At 63.6% G+C, this 24,598-nt stretch carries 23 protein-coding genes; all 23 read right to left on the bottom strand.

Translation table 11 applies throughout. The annotated features are described in order from the left end of the window. Nucleotides 1–48: 48 nt before the first annotated feature. The 23 genes from EB809_RS16370 to EB809_RS16260 all read right to left on the bottom strand — a co-directional run bounded on the left by EB809_RS16370 (nucleotide 49) and on the right by EB809_RS16260 (nucleotide 24,566). Nucleotides 49–1,530, bottom strand: a complete 1,482-nt coding sequence (locus tag EB809_RS16370; RefSeq protein ID WP_123635913.1) for a mannitol dehydrogenase family protein — start codon at nucleotides 1,528–1,530, stop codon at nucleotides 49–51. 35 nt (nucleotides 1,531–1,565) lie between these two features. Further along, entirely contained in the window at nucleotides 1,566–2,213 is a 648-nt protein-coding gene (locus tag EB809_RS16365) for a nucleoside triphosphate hydrolase (RefSeq protein WP_123635912.1), read from the bottom strand. Between the two features lie 59 nt (nucleotides 2,214–2,272). Continuing rightward, nucleotides 2,273–3,106, bottom strand: a complete 834-nt coding sequence (locus tag EB809_RS16360; protein ID WP_263317003.1) for an L-iditol 2-dehydrogenase — start codon at nucleotides 3,104–3,106, stop codon at nucleotides 2,273–2,275. Continuing rightward, nucleotides 3,079–3,756, bottom strand: a complete 678-nt coding sequence (locus tag EB809_RS16355) for an HAD family hydrolase (RefSeq protein WP_123635910.1) — start codon at nucleotides 3,754–3,756, stop codon at nucleotides 3,079–3,081. The genes EB809_RS16360 and EB809_RS16355 overlap by 28 nt, the downstream gene beginning before the upstream one ends. 8 nt (nucleotides 3,757–3,764) lie before the next feature. Continuing rightward, nucleotides 3,765–4,913, bottom strand: coding sequence for an ABC transporter ATP-binding protein (locus tag EB809_RS16350; RefSeq protein WP_123635909.1), 1,149 nt, complete (start codon nucleotides 4,911–4,913; stop codon nucleotides 3,765–3,767). A 26-nt stretch (nucleotides 4,914–4,939) separates the two neighbouring features. Further along, nucleotides 4,940–5,758 (bottom strand): carbohydrate ABC transporter permease, encoded by an 819-nt coding sequence (locus EB809_RS16345; protein ID WP_123635908.1) that lies wholly within the window; start codon nucleotides 5,756–5,758, stop codon nucleotides 4,940–4,942. A gap of 13 nt (nucleotides 5,759–5,771) precedes the next feature. Further along, nucleotides 5,772–6,662 carry a carbohydrate ABC transporter permease gene (locus tag EB809_RS16340; RefSeq protein ID WP_123635907.1) on the bottom strand — a complete coding sequence of 297 codons (891 nt, stop codon included), beginning with the start codon at nucleotides 6,660–6,662 and terminating at the stop codon, nucleotides 5,772–5,774. A 61-nt stretch (nucleotides 6,663–6,723) separates the two neighbouring features. Next, nucleotides 6,724–8,034 (bottom strand): ABC transporter substrate-binding protein, encoded by a 1,311-nt coding sequence (locus EB809_RS16335; protein WP_123635906.1) that lies wholly within the window; start codon nucleotides 8,032–8,034, stop codon nucleotides 6,724–6,726. A gap of 137 nt (nucleotides 8,035–8,171) precedes the next feature. Then, on the bottom strand, nucleotides 8,172–9,131 hold the full coding sequence (locus EB809_RS16330; RefSeq protein ID WP_123635905.1) for a sugar-binding transcriptional regulator: 960 nt from the start codon (nucleotides 9,129–9,131) through the stop codon (nucleotides 8,172–8,174). Nucleotides 9,132–9,232: 101 nt separating this feature from the next. After that, nucleotides 9,233–10,231, bottom strand: coding sequence for a gluconate operon transcriptional repressor GntR (gntR, locus tag EB809_RS16325; protein WP_123635904.1), 999 nt, complete (start codon nucleotides 10,229–10,231; stop codon nucleotides 9,233–9,235). Between the two features lie 174 nt (nucleotides 10,232–10,405). After that, on the bottom strand, nucleotides 10,406–10,903 hold the full coding sequence (locus EB809_RS16320; protein ID WP_123635903.1) for a gluconokinase: 498 nt from the start codon (nucleotides 10,901–10,903) through the stop codon (nucleotides 10,406–10,408). A gap of 1 nt (nucleotide 10,904) precedes the next feature. Beyond that, entirely contained in the window at nucleotides 10,905–12,221 is a 1,317-nt protein-coding gene (locus EB809_RS16315) for a TRAP transporter large permease subunit (RefSeq protein ID WP_123635902.1), read from the bottom strand. Continuing rightward, entirely contained in the window at nucleotides 12,221–12,799 is a 579-nt protein-coding gene (locus EB809_RS16310; RefSeq protein ID WP_123635901.1) for a TRAP transporter small permease subunit, read from the bottom strand. Before EB809_RS16310 ends, EB809_RS16315 begins: the two co-directional genes overlap by 1 nt. Nucleotides 12,800–12,888: 89 nt before the next feature. Next, on the bottom strand, nucleotides 12,889–13,899 hold the full coding sequence (locus tag EB809_RS16305) for a TRAP transporter substrate-binding protein (RefSeq protein ID WP_123635900.1): 1,011 nt from the start codon (nucleotides 13,897–13,899) through the stop codon (nucleotides 12,889–12,891). Nucleotides 13,900–14,102: 203 nt separating this feature from the next. Continuing rightward, the gene (locus EB809_RS16300) at nucleotides 14,103–15,479 is read right to left on the bottom strand and encodes a PepSY-associated TM helix domain-containing protein (protein WP_123635899.1); all 1,377 of its coding nucleotides are present in this window, start codon (nucleotides 15,477–15,479) and stop codon (nucleotides 14,103–14,105) included. Nucleotides 15,480–15,594: 115 nt separating this feature from the next. Next, nucleotides 15,595–16,020, bottom strand: a complete 426-nt coding sequence (locus tag EB809_RS16295; protein WP_123635898.1) for a DUF2946 domain-containing protein — start codon at nucleotides 16,018–16,020, stop codon at nucleotides 15,595–15,597. A 2-nt stretch (nucleotides 16,021–16,022) separates the two neighbouring features. Continuing rightward, on the bottom strand, nucleotides 16,023–16,961 hold the full coding sequence (locus EB809_RS16290; protein ID WP_123635897.1) for a cation diffusion facilitator family transporter: 939 nt from the start codon (nucleotides 16,959–16,961) through the stop codon (nucleotides 16,023–16,025). Between the two features lie 56 nt (nucleotides 16,962–17,017). Then, the gene (locus EB809_RS16285) at nucleotides 17,018–18,784 is read right to left on the bottom strand and encodes an ABC transporter transmembrane domain-containing protein (protein ID WP_123635896.1); all 1,767 of its coding nucleotides are present in this window, start codon (nucleotides 18,782–18,784) and stop codon (nucleotides 17,018–17,020) included. A gap of 83 nt (nucleotides 18,785–18,867) precedes the next feature. Then, nucleotides 18,868–20,394, bottom strand: a complete 1,527-nt coding sequence (locus EB809_RS16280) for a DHA2 family efflux MFS transporter permease subunit (RefSeq protein WP_123635895.1) — start codon at nucleotides 20,392–20,394, stop codon at nucleotides 18,868–18,870. After that, entirely contained in the window at nucleotides 20,391–21,509 is a 1,119-nt protein-coding gene (locus EB809_RS16275; protein ID WP_123635894.1) for an HlyD family secretion protein, read from the bottom strand. The genes EB809_RS16280 and EB809_RS16275 overlap by 4 nt, the downstream gene beginning before the upstream one ends. A gap of 250 nt (nucleotides 21,510–21,759) precedes the next feature. Beyond that, nucleotides 21,760–22,629: an NAD(P)-dependent oxidoreductase gene (locus EB809_RS16270; protein ID WP_123635893.1), complete on the bottom strand. Its 870-nt coding sequence runs from the start codon at nucleotides 22,627–22,629 to the stop codon at nucleotides 21,760–21,762. Between the two features lie 125 nt (nucleotides 22,630–22,754). Next, nucleotides 22,755–23,669 (bottom strand): branched-chain amino acid ABC transporter permease, encoded by a 915-nt coding sequence (locus tag EB809_RS16265; protein ID WP_123635892.1) that lies wholly within the window; start codon nucleotides 23,667–23,669, stop codon nucleotides 22,755–22,757. Between the two features lie 6 nt (nucleotides 23,670–23,675). After that, nucleotides 23,676–24,566: a branched-chain amino acid ABC transporter permease gene (locus tag EB809_RS16260; RefSeq protein ID WP_190294937.1), complete on the bottom strand. Its 891-nt coding sequence runs from the start codon at nucleotides 24,564–24,566 to the stop codon at nucleotides 23,676–23,678. Nucleotides 24,567–24,598: the final 32 nt, after the last annotated feature.

Below are 24,598 nucleotides of genomic sequence, written 5' to 3'. Positions count from 1 at the left end.
CTCTCCTTGTGTCGATACGGTGTGAGACCCTCAAGCATAGACGGTGTTTCACAAAACCCCCTTCACCAGCGCGTCCACCGTGGCCCGAGCCCCGGATGACCGCAGGCTGTAGAGTGCTGCCAGGAAGGCGTCCCGGAAACGGGGCTGGTCGCTCAGGTCGCCGAACAGTTCCCGGTTCTCGATGAACGCCGTCGGGTGGGCGCGGCTTTCAGCGGCGATGGCCATCAGTTGGTCCTTGAGCGGATCGACCACGTCGATGGGCTGGCCGTCCTCGTCGGTGCCTTCGGCATAGCGTGCCCAGCTGGCCACCACGGCGGCGGCCCGGTGGATCTCGCCACCTCGCTCCAACTGCTCGCGGACGACGGGCAACAGCCACTTGGGAATCCGGTCCGAGCTCTCGGCACACAGCCGCGCCAGGGTGTCCTTGATTTCCGGGTTGGCAAAGCGCTCGATCAGCGTGTGCCGGTAGTCGGCCAGATCGACACCGGGAACCGGCGCCAGGGTGGGCGTGCCTTCGTTTTCCATATAGGCCAGCAAAAATTCAACAAACAGCGGATCCTGGCAGACCTCGTGGGCGTAGCGATAGCCGCTCAGGTAACCGAAATAACACAGCGCCTGGTGGCTGGCATTGAGCAGGCGCAGCTTCATCAGTTCGTAGGGCTCCACATCCTCGACCACCTGCACGCCGGCGTCCTCCACTGGCGGGCGTCCATCGACGAAACGATCCTCCAGCACCCACTGGGTAAACGGCTCGCAGACCACCGGCCAGCGGTCCTCGACGTCAAAGCGGGACTGCAGTTCGGCGATGTCCGCGTCCGTCGTGACGGGGGTGATCCGGTCCACCATGGAGTTGGGGAAGGTCACGTTGGCCTCGATCCACGCCGCCAGTTCCGCATCCCGGCGCCGGGCATAGGCGGTAAACATGCGGTGGGCCACGTCGCCGTTGCCCTGGATGTTGTCGCAGGACATGACCGTGAAGGGCGTGATGCCCCGCTCGCGGCGCCGGCGCAGGGCTTCGGTGACCAGACCGAAGGTGGTGCGCGGTTGCTCGGGGTTGCTCAGGTCCTGTTGCACGTCCAGGTTGGAGAAGTTGAACTCGCCGGTCACCGGATGGAAGTTGTAGCCGCCTTCGGTCACCGTCAGCGACACGATGCGGATGGCGGGATCGGCCATGCGCTCGATCACCGCATCCGGGTCGTCCGGGGCGAACAGGTAATCCACCAGGCTGCCGATGACCCGCGCGTCGTAGTGGCCGTCCGCATGCTTGACCACCAGGGTGTACAGATAGTCCTGGCTGGCAAGGGCCTCCTGCATTCGCCGGTCGCCGGGCATAACGCCGACACCGACGATGCCCCAGTCCAGCGCCTTGCCATCATTCATGAGCTGGTCCAGGTACATGGCCTGGTGGGCGCGGTGAAAGCCACCCACACCGAAATGCACGATGCCCGCCGTAACGGATTGTCGGTCATACCCGGGTACGGCGACCTGGGTATCGAGACGGCTGAGCTGTTTGCGGGAGAGACGGGTCATCGTTACCTCCTGTCGGAGCAAGGGTTGGTTTTCCGTTACGTGGGTATTCGCTCGTGATCGGCGGCCCAGCGGATGTCGGGTTCAATGGACGCCTGTTTCACCAGGCGACTGTTCAGCATGTCTTTGTCGTAGGTCTTGGCCCGGGCGCCGGCTGCGTCCTGGCCCATGTCCTGCCAGCGGCGGAGCAGGCGCGCGGCCAGCAAGTCGTCCGGCACCTCCAGGAACAACTTGAGATCGAACAGGTCGTGCAGCGCCCGCCAGGGATCCCGGTCGAGCAGCAGGTAGTTGCCCTCGACGATGACGATGCGATGCGCCGGCGTAACGATCCGCCCTCCGGCGCGGGCCAGGTCGAGCGGCCGGTCGAACACCGGCACCGCGACGTTGCCCGAGTTGTTGCGAATTCGCTGCAGATCCCACAGCAGGCCCTCGGGATTGAACGTTTCCGGTGCGCCCTTGATCGGTACCTGTCCGCGCGGTTCCAGCACGGCGTTGTCGTAGTGGTAACCGTCCATCGGGACCACCACGGTGCTGCCGGGCACCTCGCGGTTCAGCAACTCGGCCAGGCGTTCCGACAGGGTCGACTTGCCGGCGGCCGGCGGCCCGGCGAGGGCAACGATCAGCCGCTGGCGCTGCCCGGCGGCGGCCAGGATGTGATCGGTGACGTCTTGAATACTGGGTGTCATGGTTCCTTCTCCGACAGCGTGATGGCGGCAGCCACTCGATGGCCGACCGCCCGCCGCCGTCAGCTCATCCAGTTGCCACCATCCACATTCAATGTTTGTGCAACCACATAGTCGGCGTCCTCGCTGGCCAGGAACACCGCCGCCCCGGCATGATCCTCCGGGCGGCCCATCCGGCCATAAGGCACCGCTTCGCCCACCAGGCGCTTCTTCTCGCCGAGCGGGCGGTTCTCGTACCGCGCGAACAGGGCGTCGACCTCCTCCCACATGGGGGTGTCGACCACACCGGGCGCGATACCATTCACGTTAATACCGTATTTGATCAGGTCCAGGCCACAGGATTGTGTGAGGCTGATAACGGCGGCCTTGGACGCGCAGTAGGTGCTGACCAGCGCTTCACCGCGCCGGCCGGCCTGACTCGACATGTTGATGATCTTGCCACCGCGCCCGCGATCCACCATCGATTGGGCCACCGCCTGCAGGGTGAAGAACATCCCCTTCACATTGACGTTGAACTGGCGGTCGTAGCTCTCTTCGGTGACGTCCAGGACCGGTGCCATATCAAAGACCGCGGCGTTGTTGACCAGGATGTCGATGCCGCCCCAGCGGTCGGTGACCGTTCGGATCAGGGCGTCGATGGAGGCTCGGTCGCACACGTTCAGCGAGTCACCCATGAGCCGGTCCGGGTCGGTCAGCGTACTGCGGATCTCGTCCACCGAAGTGTGGATGGCGGCCCGGTCGATGTCGGCCACGACCACCCGGGCGCCTTCGACCAGGTAGCGTTCGGCAATGGCCCGGCCAATACCTCGGGCGCCACCGGTGATCACGGCTACTTTATCCTGTAATTTCACAGTGGATCTCCTTTGCGTCAGCCTGCGCTGCGGTGTTGGCGCCATTCATCGATCAGGGTCTCCAGTCCGGTCATGTGGCGCAGGATGCGCCAGGCGCCGGCGTCTTTCAGGTGTTCGGCGTGGTCCGGCGGGATGTGACTGGCGCCGGTAAAGCCGATGACGGTCATGCCCGCGGCTTTGGCCGCAGTCACGCCTGAGACGCTGTCTTCCACCACCAGACAGTCCTTCGGGGAGCAGCCCAGCTCCCGCGTGGCCAGCAGGTAAACGCCGGGATCCGGTTTGGGCAGGGCGACCTGTTCAGCGGTGAACAGCGGAACCGTGCCCAGCTGGGCATCGAGGCCGGTCGTGGCCAGGGAGTTGCACACCCGGAAACGGCTGGAGTTGGAGACGATCGCCAGGGGCAGCTCAAGCCGGTCCAGTGTTTCGGCGACGCCGTCGATAGGCTGCAGTGCTTTCGCCAGCCGGGCCTCGATGGCCTCGTCGATGCGCGGCAGGGCGTCCGCCGGCAGCGTGTGGCTGCTGAGGGCTTCCAGGTGCAGCAGGATGTTCTCGGTGGTCATGCCCAGGGCATGGTGCAGTACCGTGTCTGTCTGCAGGTCCGGCAGCCAATCGCGCAACTGTTCCACCAGCGTGGCTTCGGCGATGACTTCGCTGTCCACCAGCACGCCGTCGCAATCGAAAATCAGCGTCTCCATGGGTGCCCTCACTGATCGTCGCCGGAATCCGCCGGGGCCCGGTTGGCCTGGCGGTTAATGGCGGTGAGCGGGTGGCGTTGCAGGCTCTCCAGGGCCAGGCCGTCCTCGCGGAACAGGTGGCCGCGGAAGGGCTCGAAGCCGAAGCGGATGGTGTCGCCCACCTTATGCTCGATGTCGCCGTCGGCGACCACGGTGATCATGCCGTGGTCCATTTGCACGTAGAGGGAGGTCGCGCCGCCCAGGCGTTCGATCACCTGGATCTTGCCGCTCATCGGGCCGTTGTCGTCCAGGTTCAGGTGCTCCGGGCGGATGCCCAGTTCCAGCGAGGCGCCCGCGGCCAGCTCTTCGCCGTTGACCGGGACCCGGCAACCCTGGCCGCCGGGCAGGGTGACCTGCACACCGTCGGCGTTGGCGTCCTGGAAGTCCACCGGCAGGAAGTTCATCGTGGGGGAACCGATGAACCCGGCCACGAACCGGTTGCGCGGATGGTGGTAGAGCTCCATGGGTGAGCCCACCTGTTCCACCTCGCCGCCCTGCAGCACCACGATCTTGTCGGCCATGGTCATGGCTTCGATCTGGTCGTGGGTCACGTAGATCATGGTGGCGTCGAGTTCTTCGTGCAGTCGGGCCAGTTCCACCCGCATCTGCACCCGCAGCGCGGCGTCGAGGTTCGACAGAGGCTCGTCGAACAGGAAGATGCTGGGGTTGCGCACGATGGCGCGGCCGATGGCCACCCGCTGGCGCTGCCCGCCGGACAGGGCCTTGGGCTTGCGGTCCAGCAGGTTTTCCAGCTGCAGGATGCGAGCGGCATCGAGCACCTTGTCCTTGCGCTCGGACTTGGACACACCCGCCAGGCGCAGGCTGAAGCCCATGTTGTCCTCGACTGTCATGTGGGGGTAGAGCGCGTAGCTCTGGAACACCATCGCCAGTCCCCGTTCGGCCGGGCCGATGTCGTTCATGCGTTTGCCATCAATGACGATATCGCCGTCGGTCGCGCTTTCCAGGCCGGCGATCATGCGCAGGAGCGTGGATTTACCGCAGCCCGATGGGCCAACGAAGACGACGAACTCCCGGTCCTTCACTTCCAGGTCCACGCCCTTGATCACGTGGGTGTCGCCGAATTCCTTGATGACGTTTTTCAGTTGAAGCGTTGCCATGTTGAAACCTTTCTATGTGAAGACGGCTACTTGACGGCGCCGAAGGTCAGGCCCCGGACCATCTGTTTCTGGGTGAGCCAGCCAAAGACCAGGATGGGCGCGATGGCCATCGTGGAAGCGGCGGACAGTTTCGCCCAGAACAGTCCCTCGGGACTGGAGAAAGAGGCGATGTACGCCGTCAGCGGCGCGGCCTGCGAGGTGGTCAGGTTGAGGCTCCAGAAGGCCTCGTTCCAGCTCAGGATGACCGACAACAGACCGGTGGAGGCGATCCCCGGCAGGGTCAGCGGCATCAGCAGGTAGAGCACCTCCTGCAAGGTGCTGGCGCCGTCCATACGGCCGGCTTCCAGAATGTCCTTGGGCAGGTCCTTGAAGAAGGTGTAGAGCATCCACACCACGATCGGCAGGTTCATCAGGGTGTAGACGATGACCAGCCCGGTGCAGGTATCCAGCAGCCCGGTGTCCCGGAACAGCAGGTAGATCGGCACCAGCACGCCCACCGGCGGCAGCATCTTGGTGGACAGCATCCACAGCAGCGTGCCCTTGGTGCGCTTGGTGGGCAGGAACGCCATGGAATAGGCCGACGGAATGGCGATGATCAGCGCCAGGAGGGTGGAACCGAACGAGACAATCACGCTGTTCCAGGCAAACTTGAAGTAGTCCGCCCGCTGCTGGACTTCGGCGTAGCTGTCCAGGGTCGGCGTGAAGATCAGGCTGGGGTCGGACACGGCCTCGACCTCGGTCTTGAAGCCGGTCAGCACCATCCAGAAGATCGGGAAGAAAATGATAAACGCGATCACCCAGGCCAGCAGGCCGATGGCAAAGCGCTTGAGCGTTGATGGATTCATGGGAGCCTCCGCCTCAGTCTTCCAGGTTCTTGGCCACGAGCCGCACCAGGAAGATCGCGACAATGTTGGCCAGGATGATGGCGACGACGCCGCCGGCGGATGCCATGCCCACATCGAAGTCGAGCAGGGCGCGGATGTAGATCAGGTAGGCCAGGTTGGTGGTGGCCAGGCCCGGTCCGCCCGAGGTGGTGACGAAGATCTCCGCGAACACGGTCAGCAGGAAGATCATCTCGATCATGATCACCACGCTGATCGCCCGCCGCAGGTGAGGCAGGGTGATGAAAAAGAAAATCGAAATGGGCCCGGCGCCGTCCATGCGGGCGGCCTCCACCTGGTCCTCATCCAGTGACTGGATGGCGGTGAGCAGGATCAGCAGCGCAAACGGCAGCCACTGCCAGGCGACGATCATGACGATGGAGGTCAGCGGCAGCGATGAGAACCAGTCCACCGGCTGGGCACCGAACAGTTCGGCGATCCAGGCGAAGATGCCGTTGGCCGGATGCATCATCAGGTTCTTCCAGACCAGCGCACTGACCGTCGGCATGACGAAGAACGGGGAGATCACCAGCACCCGGGCGATGCCGCGACCGAAGAACTCCTGCTGGAACAGCACGGCCAGCAGGGTGCCGCCGACGACGGTGATGACGAGCACCCAACCCACCAGCAACAGGGTGTTGAGCATCGACTTCCACAGGGCCGGGTCGGTAAACAGGTATTCGTAGTTCTCCAGACCGGCAAACCCGGTCATGGTGGGCATCAGCAGATTGTAGCGCTGCAGCGAGAACCAGACGGTCATCGCCAGCGGCACGATCATCCACAGGAACAACAGGGTGACAGCGGGGGCCTGCAGCGCCAGGGGACGAAGTCCGCCGACGGTGCGCCCGGCAGCTCGGGGTTTGTTCATGGTCGTATCCGGGGTTGGGTGGGGTGCCGGGACGGCCGCAGCCGTCCCGTCGAAGACCCGATTACTTGATGTAGCCCGCGCGCTCCATGGTGCGCTGGGTGGCGCGCTGGGCGCTGCTCAGGGCCTGGTCGACCGACATTTCACCGGTCAGGGCGGCGGCGATCATCTGACCCACCTGGGTACCGATGGCCTGGAACTCAGGAATGCCCACGATCTGGACCCCGGTGTAAGGCACCGGCTTGAGGGTCGCATCGGTGGGATCGGCCTCGCGAATCGCGTCGAGCACGAAGTCGGCGAAAGGCGCGGCTTCCTGGTACTTCTCGTTGGCGTAGGTGGACTCGCGGGTGCCCGGCGGCACGCTGGTCCAGCCTTCCTTCTCACCGACCATCTTGATGTAGTCCTGCGAGGTGGCCCAGGTGATGAACTCACGCGCCGCATCCTTGGCATCCGATGAAGACGGAATGGCCAGGGCCCAGGACCACAGCCAATGGGAACCTTTCGGCGTCGCCGCGACCGGTGCGGGGGCGAAGCCCAGCTTGTCAGCGACCTTGGACTCTTTCGGGTTGTAGAGCTTGCCGGCGGCGGAGGTGGCGTCGACCCACATCGCGCAGTTGCCGCGTGAGAACAGTGCCAGATTCTCGTTGAAGCCGTTGGAGCTGGCGCCGGCCGGGCCGTAGTTTTTCAGCAGGTCGACGTAGAAGTTGATGGCTTCATGCCACGCCTTGGAATCGATTTCCGGTTTCCAGTCCATGTCGAACCAGCGGCCGCCGTAGGTGTTCACCAGGGTGGTTACGAAGGCCATGTTCTCGCCCCAGCCCGGCTTGCCGCGCAGGCAGATACCGGCCACATCGTGGTCCGGGTCGTTGAGCTTGGCCGCCCAGTCGTGGACCTCGTCCCAGGTGGGCTGCTCGGTCATCTCGATGCCGGCTTTGTCGAACAGGTCCTTGCGGTAATACATCATCGAGCTTTCGGCATAGAAGGGCAGCGCGTAGGGCTTGTCCTCGTAGCTCAGGCCGTCGATGACCGGTTTGAGCAGGTCGTCCGGCTTGTAATCTGCCGGCAGGTCGGTGAGCGGTGTCAGCCAGCCGCGCTCAGCCCAGATGGGGGCTTCATAGGTGCCGATGGTCATGACGTCGAACTGGCCGCCATGGGTGGCAATGTCGGTCGTGAGGCGCTGGCGCAGTACGTTCTCCTCCAGGACGACCCATTCCAGATTGATGTCCGGATGGGATTTTTCGAAGGCGTCGGAGAGGCGCTGCATGATGACCATGTCGTTGTTGTTGACCGTGGCCACGGTGACGGTTTCGGCATGGGCCGCAAAACTGCTGACGGCCATCATGCCCGCGAGGGGCAGTGCATAAGAGAGCTTCATGGCTTGCTCCTGTTGTGGGAGGTCTTGGTGTTGTTTTATTAAGCCGGACTGCTTGGTTGTTTTGATCAATTGAATCTACGCCCGAACAATTGATCAGTCAAGGGCAAAAAATTTTGCGCCGGTCAGGGCGGTCCGGATCAGCGCCGGACCGCGTTGTCGAGCACGTAGCGGGCCGCCGCCTCGTCCGTAATCAGCCCCTTCAGCCAGCCACCGCGCAGGGCGGAGAGAATAGCCGGGCCCTTGTCGGTACCGCCGGCCAGCGCCACCAGGCGCTGGGGTGCCAGACTTTCCAGCGCCGGGCTGGTAACCCGCCGGGTGACGGAGCAGTCGATGATGCGGCCCTGAGCATCCAGCGGCCAGCCGAGAAGTTCACCCACCGCGCGGCAGTTCAGCAGTTCGTCGAGTTCCGATTCGTTGATGAAGTCGTCCTGGAACAGGGTGGCCTGGCGGTTGATCGGCCCCACGCCGATAAAGCCGACTTCCGCATCGGCGGCGACGCTGGCGATGGCCCGGAACAGGCGCTGGTTCAGCAGGGCCTCGCGTTCCTCGACGGAACCGGCCACCACCGGGGCGGGCAGCAGGAAGCGGCCGCTGGCGGTCTTGTCCGCCAGGGCGGTGACGCCGTCATAGCGGTTGGAAGAGCCGTCCCGGGCGACGTTGCCCACCAGGGACACGAAACGGTGTTGGGGCCGGTCCATGCGGCTGACCGCTTCCACCGTAGCGCGCACGGTCCGGCCGGAGCCGAGGGACAGGGTCAGCGGATCGGTGCGTTCCAGATAGCGGGTCAGGCGATCGCAGCCAGCCACGGCCACGTAATGGGCGCTGTTGTGTTCGGCGTCCGGGTCGACCGGCACCACGTCGCAGAACTCCAGGTCGAACTGGTCGCGCAGCGCCTGACCCAGCGTCATGCAGTTGGAAATGGGGTGATCGATGTGAACCTTGATCAGCCCTTCCTGACGGGCCAGGGCCAGCAGGCGCTGGACGCCGGGGCGGGAGACGCCCAGCTGCGCAGCGATTTCGTCCTGGGTGCGTCCACCCACATAGGAGAGCCAGGCGGCCCGGGCGGCCTGGTCGAGTTTGACTTCAAATTTATCCATGGTGCTGCGGACATCCTCGGCGGCAAAGTGCCCTGATCATCGCAAGCAGGCCGTCAATTCACAACAATTGTTGTGGTTGTGCGGTGTTCTGGAGGCCCGTGTCAGAGCGTGCCGCCGGTCTCGATCCGGTAACCCAGGTCGATCACGCGCTGGCTGACGTCGGCGCCCTGGAGTCGTTCCAGCAACACTTCCGCCGCCCGGCGACCGATGGCTTCCCGGGGCGTGACGACACTGGCCAGCCGGGGCGTCATCACCTGACCCACGTCATGGCCGTGGAAACCGACAATGGCCATTTTCTCCGGCACGGGAATGTCGCGGCGCTGGCACTCGAAGAAGGCCCCGATGGCCACGTCGTCGTTGGTGCAGAAGATGCCGTCGGCTTCCGGGTGCTCTTCCAGGATGCGGGCCATCAGCGTGGCGCCGACGGAATAGGACGACCGCTGTTCGAAGCGCAGGATGATCGGCTCCAGACCGTGTTCTTCCATGGCGCGCATGTAGCCGTCCTGACGCTGGATGGTCCGCGTATCCAGCCGCACGCCGAGATAGACCACGTGCTTGCGCCCACGACGAATCATCTCGCTGACCATGTCGTAGGAGGCCTGCACGTTGTCGAACCCGACCGCCTGCTCGAACGGCGGCAGGTGCGTGTCCATCAGTTCGATGGTGGGCACGCCGGCGGTTTCCAGCATGCGCCGGCTGCGCTGGGTGTGCTGGCTTTCCGACAGGATCAGGGCGTCGACGTTGTAGGACAGCAGGGCGGACAGGCTGCGTTCCTCCACCTCCGGGCTGTAGCCGTAGTGGGCCATCATCAGGTGGTAGCCGGCGGGTTCGGTGACGCTTTCGATGCCTTTCACTACGTCGGCGAAGACCTGGTTGGTCAATGACGGCAGCAGCACGCCGATGGCGCGGCTGGTGGCCTTGGACAGGATGTCCGGCGCCCGGTTGGGGATATAGCCGATCTCCTCCGCCACGGCGAAGATCCGCTCGCGCATTTTCTCCGACACGTTGTCGGCACCGCGCAGACAGCGGCTGACGGTCATCTTCGTGGCACCGACCCGGTCGGCGATGTCCTGCAATGTGGGGCGTCGTTTCTTGGCCATGGTTGTTGTTCGGTCCTCTCTAAAGCGGCGCCTATGATACGTCATGACTCGGGGGCTGAAAGCGGTCGGTTGATCCCGCCCGGGGCGCGCTGTACATACATCCCTGTACGCTCACCGGCAGCATCCCTGCTGCCGGAGTCCCCGGGCGGGATCAACCGCCCGCTTTCGAATCCCTCAGGTGCTGGCTTCCAGGCGGGTCAGACACTGTTGCAGGACCTGCTCCGGTGTCTGTGCAATATCGACGATGATCGCCTCCTCCGGCCCCGGTTCTTCCAGGGACTGGAACTGGCTCTCCAGCATCGACTGCCCATTGAAGTAGTGGTCCCTGCGCTGGGCGTGGCGCGACCAGATGGTGTCGAATGAGCCTTTCAGGTAGACGAACTGCAGCTCTGGATCGCCGGTGCGCAGCTGGTCCCGGTAGACCTGCTTCAGCGCGGAGCAGGCCAGCACCAGGCCGTCCTGCTGGCGAATCAGGTCCGCCAGGTCGGCCAGCCAGCCCTCCCGGTCGGCATCCGTCAGCGGGATGCCGTTAGCCATTTTCTCCACGTTGGCGCGACTGTGGTAATCGTCCGCATCGAAGAACGGCACCCCCAGTTGCTCGCCCAGCCGCTGACCAACCAGGCTCTTGCCACTGCCCGAGACGCCCATGACGACGATCTTGGGATGTTTCATATCACTGCCACCATAACGCCAGTTGCGGGAATGCGATCACCAGGCCCAGTGCCAGGATCTGCAGCACGATGAAGGGCACCAGGGAGCGGAAGATCTCGCCCAGGGAAATGTCCGGCGGAGTCACGGTCTTCAGGTAGAAGGCGGCCGGGCCGAACGGCGGTGACAGGAACGACACCTGCATGTTCATGCAGAACACCACGCCGAACCAGATCGGGCTGTAGCCCAGCTCGTTCACGATCGGCACGAAGATCGGCATGGTCAGCAGGGCCACACCCACCCAGTCCAGGAACATGCCCAGCACCAGCAGGATCAGCATCATGAACAGGATGGTCAGCAGGCCGTTGCCGCCGCTGACGGTGAAGACCATGTCGCGGACGAAGTCGATGCCGCCCATCAGGTTGTAGACCCCCACCAGCGCGGTGGCGCCAATGCCGATCCAGATGATCATGCCGCACACCCGCAGGGTGCTGATGGTGGACTTTCGGATCATGGCCAGGTTCAGCTCGCCACGGATGGCGGTGGAGATGGCGATGCCCAGCACACCCAGGGCCGACGCTTCGGTCACCGACGCCACGCCGCCGTAGATGCTGCCCAGCACCACGACCACAGACAGGATCGGGAAGAACAGCGCCTTGAAGAAGTTCGGCGCCGGGGTTTCCGGCTCATCCGTATCGGAAGGCAGGGGCGCGATTTCCGGCTTCAGCCAGACGCGGACCAGGACATAGGCCACATAGAACAGCGCCAGGATCAGGGCCGGCAGGAAGGCGCCCTTGAACAGTTCGCCGATGGAGACGTTGGCGGTCAGGCCGTAGATGATCAGGACGATGCTCGGCGGCAGCATGGTGCCCAGCGCTCCGCCGGCACAGGTGGTGCCGATGGCCAGGCGCCGGTCGTAACCCAGGCGCAGCATCTGCGGCAGGGCCAGGATGCCCAGCAGCACGGTTTCACCGCCGATGACGCCGGACATGGACGCCAGGATGATGGCCACGATCAGGGTCTGGATAGCGACACCGCCGCGCAGCTTGCGGCCGATGCGGGCCATGGCGTCGAACAGGTCCTTGGCGATCCCCGAGTGATCCAGTAACGAGGCCATCAACACGAACATGGGCACGGCCAGGAAGACGTAGCTGCCGATAAAGCTGTAGAGCCGGCTGCTCACGATGGGCAGCGCATCCACGCCGAACCAGCCGAGCGCGAAGAGCAGGGCGACCAGACCGGTCGCAAAGGCCAGCTGCATGCCGGTCAGCAGGAGCAGGACCAGCAGCACCAGCATCAGCAGGCTGCCGTAGCCGATCCCGAGGGAAGCGAGTTCAAACATCAGGCATCACCTCCTTTGAGGGCACGGCGCAGGTCGCGAATCAGGTGCAGGATGAACTGGAGCATCAGGACCGACATCGCGACGAGGATGATGACTTTCAGGAAGGCCGGGAACGGCGGGTTCCAGGCGGAGCCGGAGGTTTCCAGACGCCAGGCTCCCCAGGGCGCGCGGACGGCGTCCTTGGCCATGAACCAGCTGCCGTAAACCATCATGCTGCAGAAGGCGAGACCGAACAGCTGGTGCAGGACATCCAGCCAGCGGCGCACGCGCGGCGAAACCGCATCGTAGATCAGCACCACACGCACGTGACGGTTGGTGGCGAAGGCGTAGAGACCGCCGAGGACAAACAGCGTCGCACCGGCAAAGGTCACCGTTTCGTGTACCCACAGGGTGGGGGAGTCGAAGATGTAGCGACGGGCGATCTCGTAAGCGGAGACAATCACAATCAGGGCGAAGACCAGGCTCAGCTTCTTGCCCAGCCAGACGATGCCCCGGTCGAGCCGGGTGGCGCCGACGTCCTCGTCGTTGGTATCCGGCAGCAGGTCCGTCTGGCCGTCTTGGGGCGCGTGATCAGACATAGGGAGACTCCTGACCGGCGCATGGGTTTGGGCCCGATGCGCCGGTTGATGTCAGATTTCAGGAAGGTGGAAAGGGGTTCGGAGCGGGCTTAGAGCAGGCCCTGGGATTCCAGGTAGCTCGTCACCGACTTGTAGACTTTTTCCGCGTTGGGAGACTGCTCCGCGTACTTCTTCCACTGGTCGCGGGCGATGTTACGGAACTTGCGACGTTCTTCGGCAGACCAGTCGTGGATCGTGATGTTCGGATCCTTGCGGGCCTTCTGGACGGCCTTCTTGTCGGCCATCGCCAGCTGGGTGCTAATGTCATGCGCGAAGTCGCGGGCGGACACGGTCATGATCGCCTGGATGTCCTTCGGCAGTTCGTTCCACTCCTTCAGGTTCATGGCGATTTCCAGCAGCGGCAGAGAGTGGAAACCGGGGTAGACCGGGTTCGGGGCGATGTCGTTCAGGCCCGCTTCCTGGTTGGTGGAGAACACGGTGTAGTCGGCGGCGTCGATCACGCCCTTGCTCAGCGCGGTATAGACCTCCGAGCCTGGCAGGTTGACCGGCGCGGCGCCGGCGGCGGCGAAGACGGACTGCACAAGGCCTTCCGGCGCGCGCATCTTCAGGCCTTTCAGGTCATCCACGCCATCCAGCGGCTTCTTGGAAACGAACGATTCCAGACCGGTCGCGGCACCACCAACGAACTTCACGCCGTAGGGCTTGTAGAGCTCGTTCATCAGCTCGTAGCCGCCGCCGTAGTAGATGTAGTCGATCAGCTGATCCGGACTGGACCAGGCGCCCACGGTGTTGCCGATCAGACCGAACGCGGGGTCCTGGCCGGAGAAGTAACCGGTGACGGAAATGTGCCCGTCGAGCACGCCCATCTTCATGGCGCTCAGGGTTTCCGAGTGGCTGACGACGCTGCCGACCGGCAGCAGTTCGATGTGGACGCGGCCATCGGTCATGGTCTCGACACGGTCAGCCCATTCCTGCTGGATCTTGTAGTTCTTGACGCCGGTGGGGTCAGACGACTGGAACTTGAAGTTGAAGTCGGCGGCAAAGGTGTTCAGGGCGAAAGTGGCGGCGAAGACACCGGCCACGAGCTTGAGCGGGGACATAGTGTTTTACTCCTGGGCTTCTTGTTTTGTCGGTAAATGTTACCGGTAACATTTGCGAAGTCTATTGCATGATTTTTGGGCACGCAAGGGTGTTTTTTGATCTGGATGTTTTCCGGTGGTGCAGGATGTTGGCGCGGACGGGATTCAACTGATTGAAATCAGGGCGTGTATCCGGAGGCCTGGAAGCCTCCAGATACGAGTATTCAAGACGCCGTCGCCAGAGCCCGACGGTTGTAGTGAGTCACCAGCAACACATCCAGGATGAGGAAGGCGGCCAGGCTCACGCCCATCACCGGCAGGGCCCAACCGAGAGCGGCCGCAATGGCCACGATGGCCAGGCGGGCCGGAACGGGCGCCCGCAGCCAGTGGGTGGTGAGCCGGGTGGCGCCGGCGGCTGACGCGGCTCTTGGCAGTGGCCGGCGTACCCACCACATCCGGTAGCCCCAGGCGATCAGCGTACACAGGCCCAGCGCCAGGGCCAGCATAACCAGTTGGTTGGCGAGACCGAACAGCGTGCCCATATGGGCGTCGATGCCCCAGCGGGTCAGTTTGGCCGCCATGGGAAAGTCCGCGAAGTTCGCCTGGTCGGTCACCCGGAAGGTGTGCGGGTCTACTGCGACGGAATCCACCTGGGTGGGCCAGCTTCGGTCGATTTCCTGAACTTTCCAGGCACGATCGGGACCGCTTCCTGGACGAATTTCCAGCTTTCCGGCGTCGATGCCGGCTTCCCGGGCGGCCTCCAGGACCGGGTCAAACAGGGCATCGGGCACCGCAGGTAGGGCCTGGCTTCCCTCGGACAGCTGGGTGTTAACGCTGGGCGTGCCCCAATCCAATGCGGCCCGCAATTCGGCGATACGGCCACCAGCCCATTTCGACCAGGTCAGCCCGGTCACCGACAGGAACAGAAAGCCGATCAAAAGGATCAGGCCCAAAGTGGCGTGGTGATGGCGGCGTCGGCCGCTCTCGGTCTGGTCGGTGGCGCGCAGCGCCGCGGACTGCCGACGTTTGCGTCGTCCGATAGACCACAGCGTCAGCCCGCCGAGCCCGGCGATCCACAGCCAGGAGGCGGCCAGCTCACTGTAGATCCGTCCCGGCTCGCCCAGCAACAGATTGCGGTGCAGGTAATCGAGCTGTATCCGGAACGGCAGCGCACCGCTGGTGCCGTAGACCGTGAGATCGCCTTTGACGGCCAGCGAAACCGGATCGACGAAGATCGCGCGGTTTTCATACCGATTGAGGCTGGGATCATCGAACATCACCCGCGTTGTCTGACCGGGCGCCGGCGCGGGACGCACGGCTGCCAGGTGCAGGTCAGGGACGGCCTTTCGGGCGGCTTTGATCTGGTCGGCCAGGGAGTGGGGCGCTCCGCTCGCGTCTCCGGTGAGCGCGTTGGCGTAGACTATGTTCTCGATCTGCGGCGAAATCACGTAAAGCCCGCCGGAAAAGGCGGCGATAAAGATAAACGGTCCGACCAGCAGGCCGATATAGAAATGCAGCCGTCGCAGTAAGGGATAGAACCAGCTGGCGGTCTTGTGGCCGTCAGAGGGGGCCCGGGTTTCCGGGGCATGGGTTTGAGTCATGGGTCACCTGATAACGTGAATCAGCGAACAGCACCAGGCCACCACGCCGGTCACGGACACAGGAAGGCTGTGCCGCCGTCCGGCAGCGGTTGCATGGGCCTGTAAAAGGGGCGGGTTATCCGGTGAAGGTGGGTGGCGCGCGCACTTCGGCAAGGGCGTAACGGAGTTGCCGGGTGGCGACGGTGCGCACCGGCCAGCGATCGGCCGTCAGGGACCAGCGAACCGGTGCGGCAATGGTCAGCGGCGGGGGCGACATCGGCGTGACGTGCGCCAGCAGCACACAATAGCCGCACTCCGGGTGATCGAAGGTGATCGGCCCGTCCATGGCATGAGGTGCCATCGGCATGTCGGCCATGGCGTGATGGTCCGCGTGACCGGCCCTGTCCGGGCTCATGCCGTCGTGGTGCATCAGCGCCATGGATTTCGACCACAGCGGTGCGGCAAAAATCAGCACCATCGCCCATAAGGCCAAGCCGGCGCCCAGGCGCTGACGCCAGTCCTGGAAGCTCATGACCGAGGCGAATGATGCCGGTGGGTTCATGCTCAGCGGTTCGGCGCGGCCGAGGCCTGGGTATGGGCCTGCAGGGCCTCCGCTTCCACGAAGATCCGTTTGGCCTGGGGATAGGCTTCCTTGATGCGGTGGTCGAGGTCGGCGATGACGGCTTCCAGATCCGCAACGGATTGCTGGGGCCGGAACTTGACGCTCAGGTTAACCAGCACAAAGTCCGGGCCCATGTGCATGGTCAGCAGTTCGTTCACCTTGTCGATCTCCGGCATGTCGACGGCCAGCTTGCGGATGCCGGCGATCACCGTCTGGTTGGCGGATTCACCGATCAGCAGACCCTTGGTTTCATAGGCCAGCCAGATGGCCGTGCCGCCCAGGATCAGGCCGATGATCACCGAGGCGACGCCGTCCATCCACAGCAGGCCGGTGTTGTCCGCCAGGTAGATGCCGACTATGGCAACCACCAGGCCAACGATGGCCGCCGAGTCCTCGAACAGCACCACAAAGTTGGTCGGATCCTTGCCCCGCTGGACCGCCTCGATGTAACCCCATTTGCCTTTGGAGCGGGAGAATTCGGTCAGTGCAAAATACCAGGCGGCGCCTTCGAACAGGATGCCCAGGCCCAGCACGATGTAGTTGACGATGGGGTTTTCGATGGGAGAGGGATCGAGGATGCGATGAACGCCTTCGTAGATCGAAATGCCCGAACCCACCGCGAAGATCAGGATGGCGACCACGAAGCTCCAGAAGTACACCTCCTTGCCGTGACCAAACGGAAACTTCTCGTCGGCGGGCCGGGCGGAACGCTTGAGGCCGTAGAGCAACAGGATCTGGTTGCCGGTATCCACGAGCGAGTGGACGCCTTCGGAGAACATGGCCGAACTGCCGGTGACCACAGCGGCCACGAACTTGGTGATGGCGATGAGCAGGTTGCCCCCGAGGGCGGCGAAAATCACTTTCTTGCTGGAACCGGCCATGGTGCGAACGTCGTCCTGTCAAAAATGGGTGGGCGCAAGGTTAGCATAGCTGGCCATCAGGCCGATGATGCGTTTTCCGGTTCCCGGAATTGCAGTTCGGCCAGACGGGCGTACAGCGGGTCGCTGTGGATCAGTTCCTGGTGCGAGCCAACGCCATGCAGCCGGCCGTGATCCAGCACCGCAATGCGGTCGGCGTGCTTGACCGTGGCCAGACGGTGGGCAATCACCAGCGTCGTGCGGCCGGCCATCAGCTCCGGCAGGGCCTGCTGGATCAGGTGCTCGCTCTGGGCATCCAGGGCGCTGGTGGCTTCGTCCAGCAGCAGGATGGGCGCGTCCATGATCAGCGCCCGGGCGATGGCAATGCGCTGGCGCTGACCGCCGGACAGGCCCAGGCCGGCATCGCCCAGTCGAGTGTCGTAGCCGTCGGGCAGATCGGTGATGAACTCGTGGGCGTGGGCGATGCGGGCAGCGGCTTCGATGTCGGCCTGGGAGGCTTCGGGCCGACCGTAGCGGATGTTGTCGGCGATGCTGCCGAAGAAAAGCGCCGGCGTCTGGGAGACCAGGGCAAAGCAGCGGCGCAACTCCGCCGGGTCCAGTTCCCGGATGTCCACGCCGTCGATGCGGATGCCGCCGCTGCGGGGATCGAAGAAACGCAGGAGCAGATCGAACAACGTCGACTTGCCGGCGCCGGACGGGCCCACCAGGGCCAGTGTTTCACCGGCGGTGACGGTCAGGTCGATGCCGTCGATCACGTCCACGTTGGGGCGTCCGGGATAGGCAAAACGCAGGGCCTCGAATGCGATCTCACCCCGCACCGGGACGGGTAGCGAGCGGGGATGTTCCGGCGGCGTGATCTCACTGCCGGTCTGCAGCAGTTCCACGATCCGCGCGGCGGCACCGGCGGCCCGCTGCAATTCGCCGATGACTTCGCTCAGCGAACCCACGGATGAGCCCACGATCAGACTGTAGAACACGAACGCGGCCAGTTCGCCGCCGGTGATCTCGCCGGCAATCACGTCCTGCCCGCCGACCCAGAGCATGATGCCCACCGCGCCGAGAATCAGCAGGATCACGATGGCAATCAGCCACGCCCGCTGACGGATGCGCTGGCGGGCCACGGCGAAAGCGTTCTCCACCACCTCACTGAAGCGGTCCTGATCCTGGGGCTGGTGGTTGTAGGCCTGCACGATCTTGATCTGCCCCAGGATCTCACCCACGTAGCTGCCCACATCCGCCACCCGGTCCTGGCTCTGGCGAGACAGGCGCCGCACGCGCCGGCCGAAAATCAGGATCGGGGCCACCACGAGCGGCACCGCCAGCATCACGATGCTGGTCAGCTTCACGTTGGTGACGAACAACAGGATGATCCCGCCAATCATCATGAAGAAGTTGCGCAGGGCCATGGATATGGTGGAGCCGATGACCGATTGCAGTACGGTGGTGTCGGTGGTCAGGCGGGACTGAATCTCCAGGCCGCGATTGGTTTCGAAAAAGCCGGGGTGCAGATCGATCAGGTGGTTAAATACCTGCTTCCGGATATCCGCAACCACCCGCTCGCCGATCCAGGAGACCAGATAGAAACGCACGAACGTGCCGACCGCCAGACAGCCGATGAGTATGAAGAACAACAGGACGGAGCGGTTGAGCAGTTCCGGTGAGCCGGTGACGAATCCCTGGTCCACCAGCAGCCGGATGCCCTGGCCCAGCGACAGCGTGATGCCCGCGGTGAACACCAGTGCGGCAAAGGCACCGGCCAGCGCCTTGCGGTAGGGCATGATGAAGTCGGTGGCGAGTTTCAGGGCCTTGCGGCGATCCGAGGTCATGGGCGTCCCGTTCATTGATCTTGTCGGGGAAGTATAAGAGTTGTGGGCCGTTCCGGTTCACCTTTATGCGCCGGACCGGCGAATCAGTCCGCTGGTTTCGCTTTTTTGGGAGAACGGAATAGCAGCAACAGCGGGATGGACGCCAAAGCCACCCAGGCCATCAGGCGGAAGTCGTTGAGGTAGCCGATGGCGGCCGCCTGTTGGGTCGCCATGCTGTTGAGGTAGGCCAGGCCCGTGGTGCTGGACGGATCGATGCCACCGGGCAGGGTCATCGCCTGGAACGCCGGCCGGAACGGGTTGAGGTATTCCCCCAGGCTGGCGTGATTGATCTGGGTGTTTCGGGCCACCAGCGTCACCATCACCGAGATGCCGATGGAGCTGCCGATGTTGCGCATCAGGCTGAACATGGCGGTGGCTTCGGTGCGGTAGCGCGAGGCCAGGGTGGCAAAACTGATGGTGCTCAGCGGCACGAACACCATGCCCAGCCCCATGCCCTGGACCACACCCGTCAGCGCCACCCGCAAGGACGACACTTCGGTATTGAAATTGGCCATCTCGAAGAGGCTGGCGGTCATCAGGATCAGGCCGGTCAGGATCAGCAGGCGGATGTCCACTTTATTCACCAGCCGGCCCACCAGCATCATCGAGAACATGCTGCCCAGCCCGCGTGGGGCCAAGACCAACCCGGTGGTGATCACCGGATAGTCCATCAGGTTCTGCAGGAACGGTGGCAGCAAAGCCAGCGTGGCCAGCAGGATCACCCCGATCATGAAGATGAAGATCAGGCCGATGGCCAGGTTGCGGTCTTTGAAAAGCCCGGGTTCCACGAACGGTTCCCGATAAGTGAACATGTGGACGAGGAACATCATCAGGGCACAGGCGGCGACCGTGGCTTCCAGCATAACTTCGCCGGATGAGAACCAGTCGAGGCTCTGGCCGCGGTCCAGCATCAGCTGCAACGCGCCGATTGAAAGCCCGAGCAGGGCGAAGCCGAAAACATCGAAGCGGCGTTTGACCTGCTCCGTCTCCGGCACAAAGAACAGGATGCCCAGCAGCGAAAGAATCCCGAAAGGCAGGTTGATAAAGAAGACCCAGCGCCAGTTCAGCACTTCGGTCAGGTAACCGCCGAGGGTGGGGCCGAGAATCGGGCCAACCATAACGCCCACGCCCCACATGGCCATGGCGGAGCCGTGTTGCTCACGGGGATAGGTGTCCAGCAGAACCGCCTGGGACAACGGGACCAGCCCGGCGCCGAAGATGCCCTGCAGCAGCCGGAACAGCACCATCTCTTCCAGGTTGCCGGCAATGCCGCACAGCACGGAGGCGATGGTGAAACCGGTAACCGACAACAGGAACAGGCGCTTGCGACCCAGCCGGCCGGCCAGGAAACCGGTCAGCGGCGTGGCAATGGCGGCGGCGACGATGTAGGAGGTCAGCACCCAGGAAATCTGTTCCTCGGTGGCCGACATGCTGCCTTTCATGTTGGGCAGCGCCACGTTGGCGATGGTGGTGTCCAGCGCCTGCATGATGGTGGCCAGCATGATGGAGAGGGTGATCCATCCCCGCTTCAGGCCACCCTGTTCACCGGCCGTGGTGGTTGCGGCTGTCATTCAGCAGGGGTTTCTTCGGCATGGGCTTTCGAGACCAAACCGCGCAGCCAGCCGACGAGTGGCACATCCGCGTCCGGATACCCGGTGTCGATTTCGACAATGGTGCTCATGCCGGCGCGCAGGCCGATGTCCGCCGGCAGGTCGTCAAAGCGGATGCGCACCGGGATGCGCTGGACCACCTTCACCCAGTTGCCGGTGGCGTTCTGTGCCGGCAGCACAGAGAACTCGGCGCCGGTGGCCTGGGCGATGCTGGCCACGTGGCCGTGGAATTCCCGATCCGGGTAGGTGTCCACTTCGATCGAGACGGCCTGGCCGGGTTTGACGCGGGTCAGGTCGGTTTCCTTGAAGTTGGCGTCGATCCACAGGTTGCGGTTGCCGACCAGGCCCATCACGGAGGCGCTGGCCCGGGCGTAGGCGCCGGGATCGGGTGTCTTGGCGGCAATGCCGTCAAACGGTGCGCGAATATGGGTGTGCTCCAGGTCCAGTTCCGCCTGCTCCAGGTTGGCCTTGGCCACCTGGTAATCCGGATGCTGCTCTACCGGCAGGTCCACCTTGCCACCCAGGCTGGTGGCAATACGCTTCAGGTCGCGCTCGATCGCCGCCTGTTCGCGACGGGCGGTGGTGTAATCGTGGCGGTATTTCTCCAACTCCGATTCCGAGGTGAGCTGGCGTTTGGCCAGCGCCTGCTGGCGGGCCAGTTCGCGCTTGGCAAAGGCGACGTTCTCTTCCGCCAGGGACAGGTCTTCCTGCCGGGTGGCGTAGCTCGCCTCCAGCGTACGGATGTCATTGGCGGCCTTTGCCAGTTCCGCTTTGGCATGATCGACGGCAATGCGATACGGCGCCGGGTCGATCTGCAGCATCAGATCGCCCTTACGGACCGGCTGGTTCTCTTCCACCCGCACCTCGCTGATCTGGCCACTCACTTCCGGTGCGATATTGATCAGGGGCGCACCGACGTAGGCGTTCTCGGTGGACACGTAGCGGCCGCCAAAAATCGACATCAGACCCGCAACCACCACGACCACCAGCGGGATACCCACCAGCAGCGTACGGCGAATCAGTCGGGTCCGGCGCGGCAGCGGCGCCGGTTTGGTGTTCGGGTCGGATGTGCTCATTGTTGTTGCTCCGATAACGCCAGCCACGCTCCGGCGGAGCGGCAGGCCGTGTTGAATCTGTCAGATACGGCAGCTGTGGCGGGCGAGTGCCGACGCTCCGGCCGGGCCGGTGAACGGCGACAGCTGATGCCACGGATATCCCTGAATCGTTGACCTTGTCAGGGATACCCGGGAAATGGAATATGTGTAGTTTACTAATTAAAGCCTGCTAAGGAAACGGTGGAGCATAAGGGACATCCCCTATGCCGTCTCAGCTCTGGTTGTGACTTTCCAGGAAGGCGTGCAGTGCGGAGAAATCGTCGCGGCCGTGGCCAGCGGCGTCAGCACTGGCGTAGAGCGCCTTGGCGACGCTGCTCATGAACAGCGGCTGCCGGTGCTCGTAGGCGGTCTTTTCCAGAAGATGCAGATCCTTGAGCATCAGCTCCAGGGGAAATTGCGGCTCGAACTGGCCGTGACGAATCAGCTCCGCCTTGCCGGTCAGGAACGGCGCGCTGACCGGCAGGTTGGGCAGGGTATCCATCAGCATCTCGCGGGAGAATCCCAGCTTTTCACCGAGCAGCGTGGTCTCGGCGAATACGGCCATGGACTGGGCCAGTTGCGCGTTGATCAACATCTTGAAGGCACTGCCCTGGCCGTGGTTGCCGGTGTGCACGATTTTGCTGCCCATCTGCTCGAGCAGGGGGCGTGCCTGGTTCAGGTCGGCTTCGGCGCCGCCGACGAGAAAGGTCAGGGTGCCGTCTTCAGCGGGCTTGCGGGTACCGGCCACTGGTGCATCCAGGAAACGAATGCCTGAAGCCTTGGCCACTTGTGCCGCCTCGCGGGAGAACGACGGGTTCACGGTGGAGCAGTCCACCCACAGGCTGTCGTTGGGCATCGCCTGCAGAAATCCTTCTTCGCCGAACGCCTGGGCGGCCACCACCTCGGGTTTGGCCAGCATGGTAAAGACGACGTCCGCATCCGCAACGGCGTCAGTGAGAGAGGTTGCGGCGGTTGCGCCGTCCGCGGCCAGCGCTTCCACCGGCTGCGGTGAGCGGTTGAATACGGTGAGTGTGCAGTGCGGTAGCAGGTTGCGGGCCATGTTCTGGCCCATGATGCCGAGACCGATAAAAGTGACGTTCATGGTGTCCTCCTGTTTCGCGGGCGGGCGCGCTGGGACGCAGCCCGTGATTCCGGTGACTCTGGAACATCATGATACGCGTGACATTGGTGTCGGATCGATGCCTTGCCGACGGGAGTTGAGTTGGATCAACGACCGCCGAAGAAGCGATGCAGTTCGCCGATGATGCCACGCCGGAACACCAGTACACAGACCACGAAGATGGCCCCCAGGATCACCTGCACCCAGGAGCCAAACGCGCTGAGTTCGTGGCTGAGCGATCCCACCGTGATCGCGCCGATCACCGGCCCGAATACCGTGCCCAGGCCGCCCACCAGAGTCATCAGGATGACTTCGCCGGAGGTCTGCCAGTGGGCCGTGGTCAGCGCGGCGAACTGGAACACCACGGCTTTGGTGGCTCCGGCCAGACCCGCTAGTGTGGCGGAGATTACGAACGCCTGCAGCTTGAACTTGTCCACGTCATAGCCGAGGGACAGTGCCCGCGATTCATTCTCGCGAATGGCCTGCAACACCTCGCCGAAGGGCGAATTGATGGTGCGGTAGATGACGCAGAAACCGAACAGGAACACGGCGAACACGAAGTAGTACATGGCCAGCGGTTGGTTCAGATCGATGAAGCCCAACAGCTTGCCCCGGGGGATGCCCTGCAGACCGTTCTCCCCGCCGGTGAAGGGCAGCTGCAGGATCATGAAGTAGATGATCTGGGCCAGGGCCAGGGTAATCATCGCGAAGTAGATGCCCTGGCGCCGAATGGCCAGGAAGCCGAAAACCGCGCCCAATACCATGGCGAACAACGCCCCGGCGGCAATGCCCAGCAACGGCGGGAAGCCCCAGGCCTTGATCACGTAGCCGGTGATATAGGCGGCCCCGCCAAAGAAGGCCGCGTGACCGAAAGAGAGCAGTCCCACGTAGCCCAGCAGCAAATTGAACGCGCAGGCGAACAGGGCGAAACACAGCAGGTCCATCACGAAGACCGGATAGGCGTAGAAGGGCGCCGTCAGTCCGACGACCAGCATGATGACCCAAAGCACGCGATTAACCATGATGGATCACCTCTCCTTACCAAACAGACCGGCGGGGCGGAACAGCAGCACCAGCACCATGAGGAAGAAAATCACGGTACTGGCCGCCGGTGGATAGACCACTTTGGTGATCCCTTCCACCAGCCCCAGGGCGAGGCCGGTGAGGATGGCGCCCATGATCGACCCCATACCGCCGATCACCACCACCGCAAACACGACGATGATCAGGTCGGCCCCCATCAGTGGACTGACCGAATAGATCGGCGCGGCCAGCACCCCGGCCAGGCCCGCCAGGGCGCAGCCGAAGCCAAAGGTCAGGGTGATCATCAGCGGCACGTTGAGGCCGAAGGCCTGGGTCAGGGTGGGGTTTTCCACGCCGGCCCGCAGCCGTGAGCCCAGCCGGGTGTGTTCGATCACGAACCAGGTGGCGAAGCACACCACGATCGAGAAGACGATGGCGAACAGCCGGTAGGTCGGGAAATACATGAAGCCGAGGTTGACCACGCCGCTCAGGGATTCCGGCTGGCCCGGGTAAGGTGTGCCGGAAATGTTGAAATAGTTGGAGAACAGGCCCTGCAGGATCAGGGTAATGCCGAAGGTCAGCAGCAGGCCGTAAATGTGGTCCAGTTCGTAGAGCCGCTTGAGCATGGTGCGTTCTATGATCATGCCGAGGATGCCCACGAACAGTGGCGCAACGATCAGCGAGGCCCAGAAGCCGATCTGCAGGCTGATGCCGAACCAGTCGTCCAGCAGGCTGTAGCCGATCAGGGCAACAAAGGCGCCCAGCATATACATCGCCCCATGGGCGAAGTTGATGATGTTGAGCAGCCCGAATATGACCGCCAGACCAAGGCTCAACATGGCGTAGAACACGCCCACGTTCAGCCCCAGCAGCGCCTGGGCCAGGATCACCTGCATCGACACGTTGGCAACTCCTCAAAAGCCGGACC

The organism is Marinobacter sp. R17 (assembly GCF_003789045.1).
GTDB classification, from domain to species: domain Bacteria; phylum Pseudomonadota; class Gammaproteobacteria; order Pseudomonadales; family Oleiphilaceae; genus Marinobacter_A; species Marinobacter_A mangrovi.
This window is presented reverse-complemented; position numbering and strand designations above follow the sequence as displayed.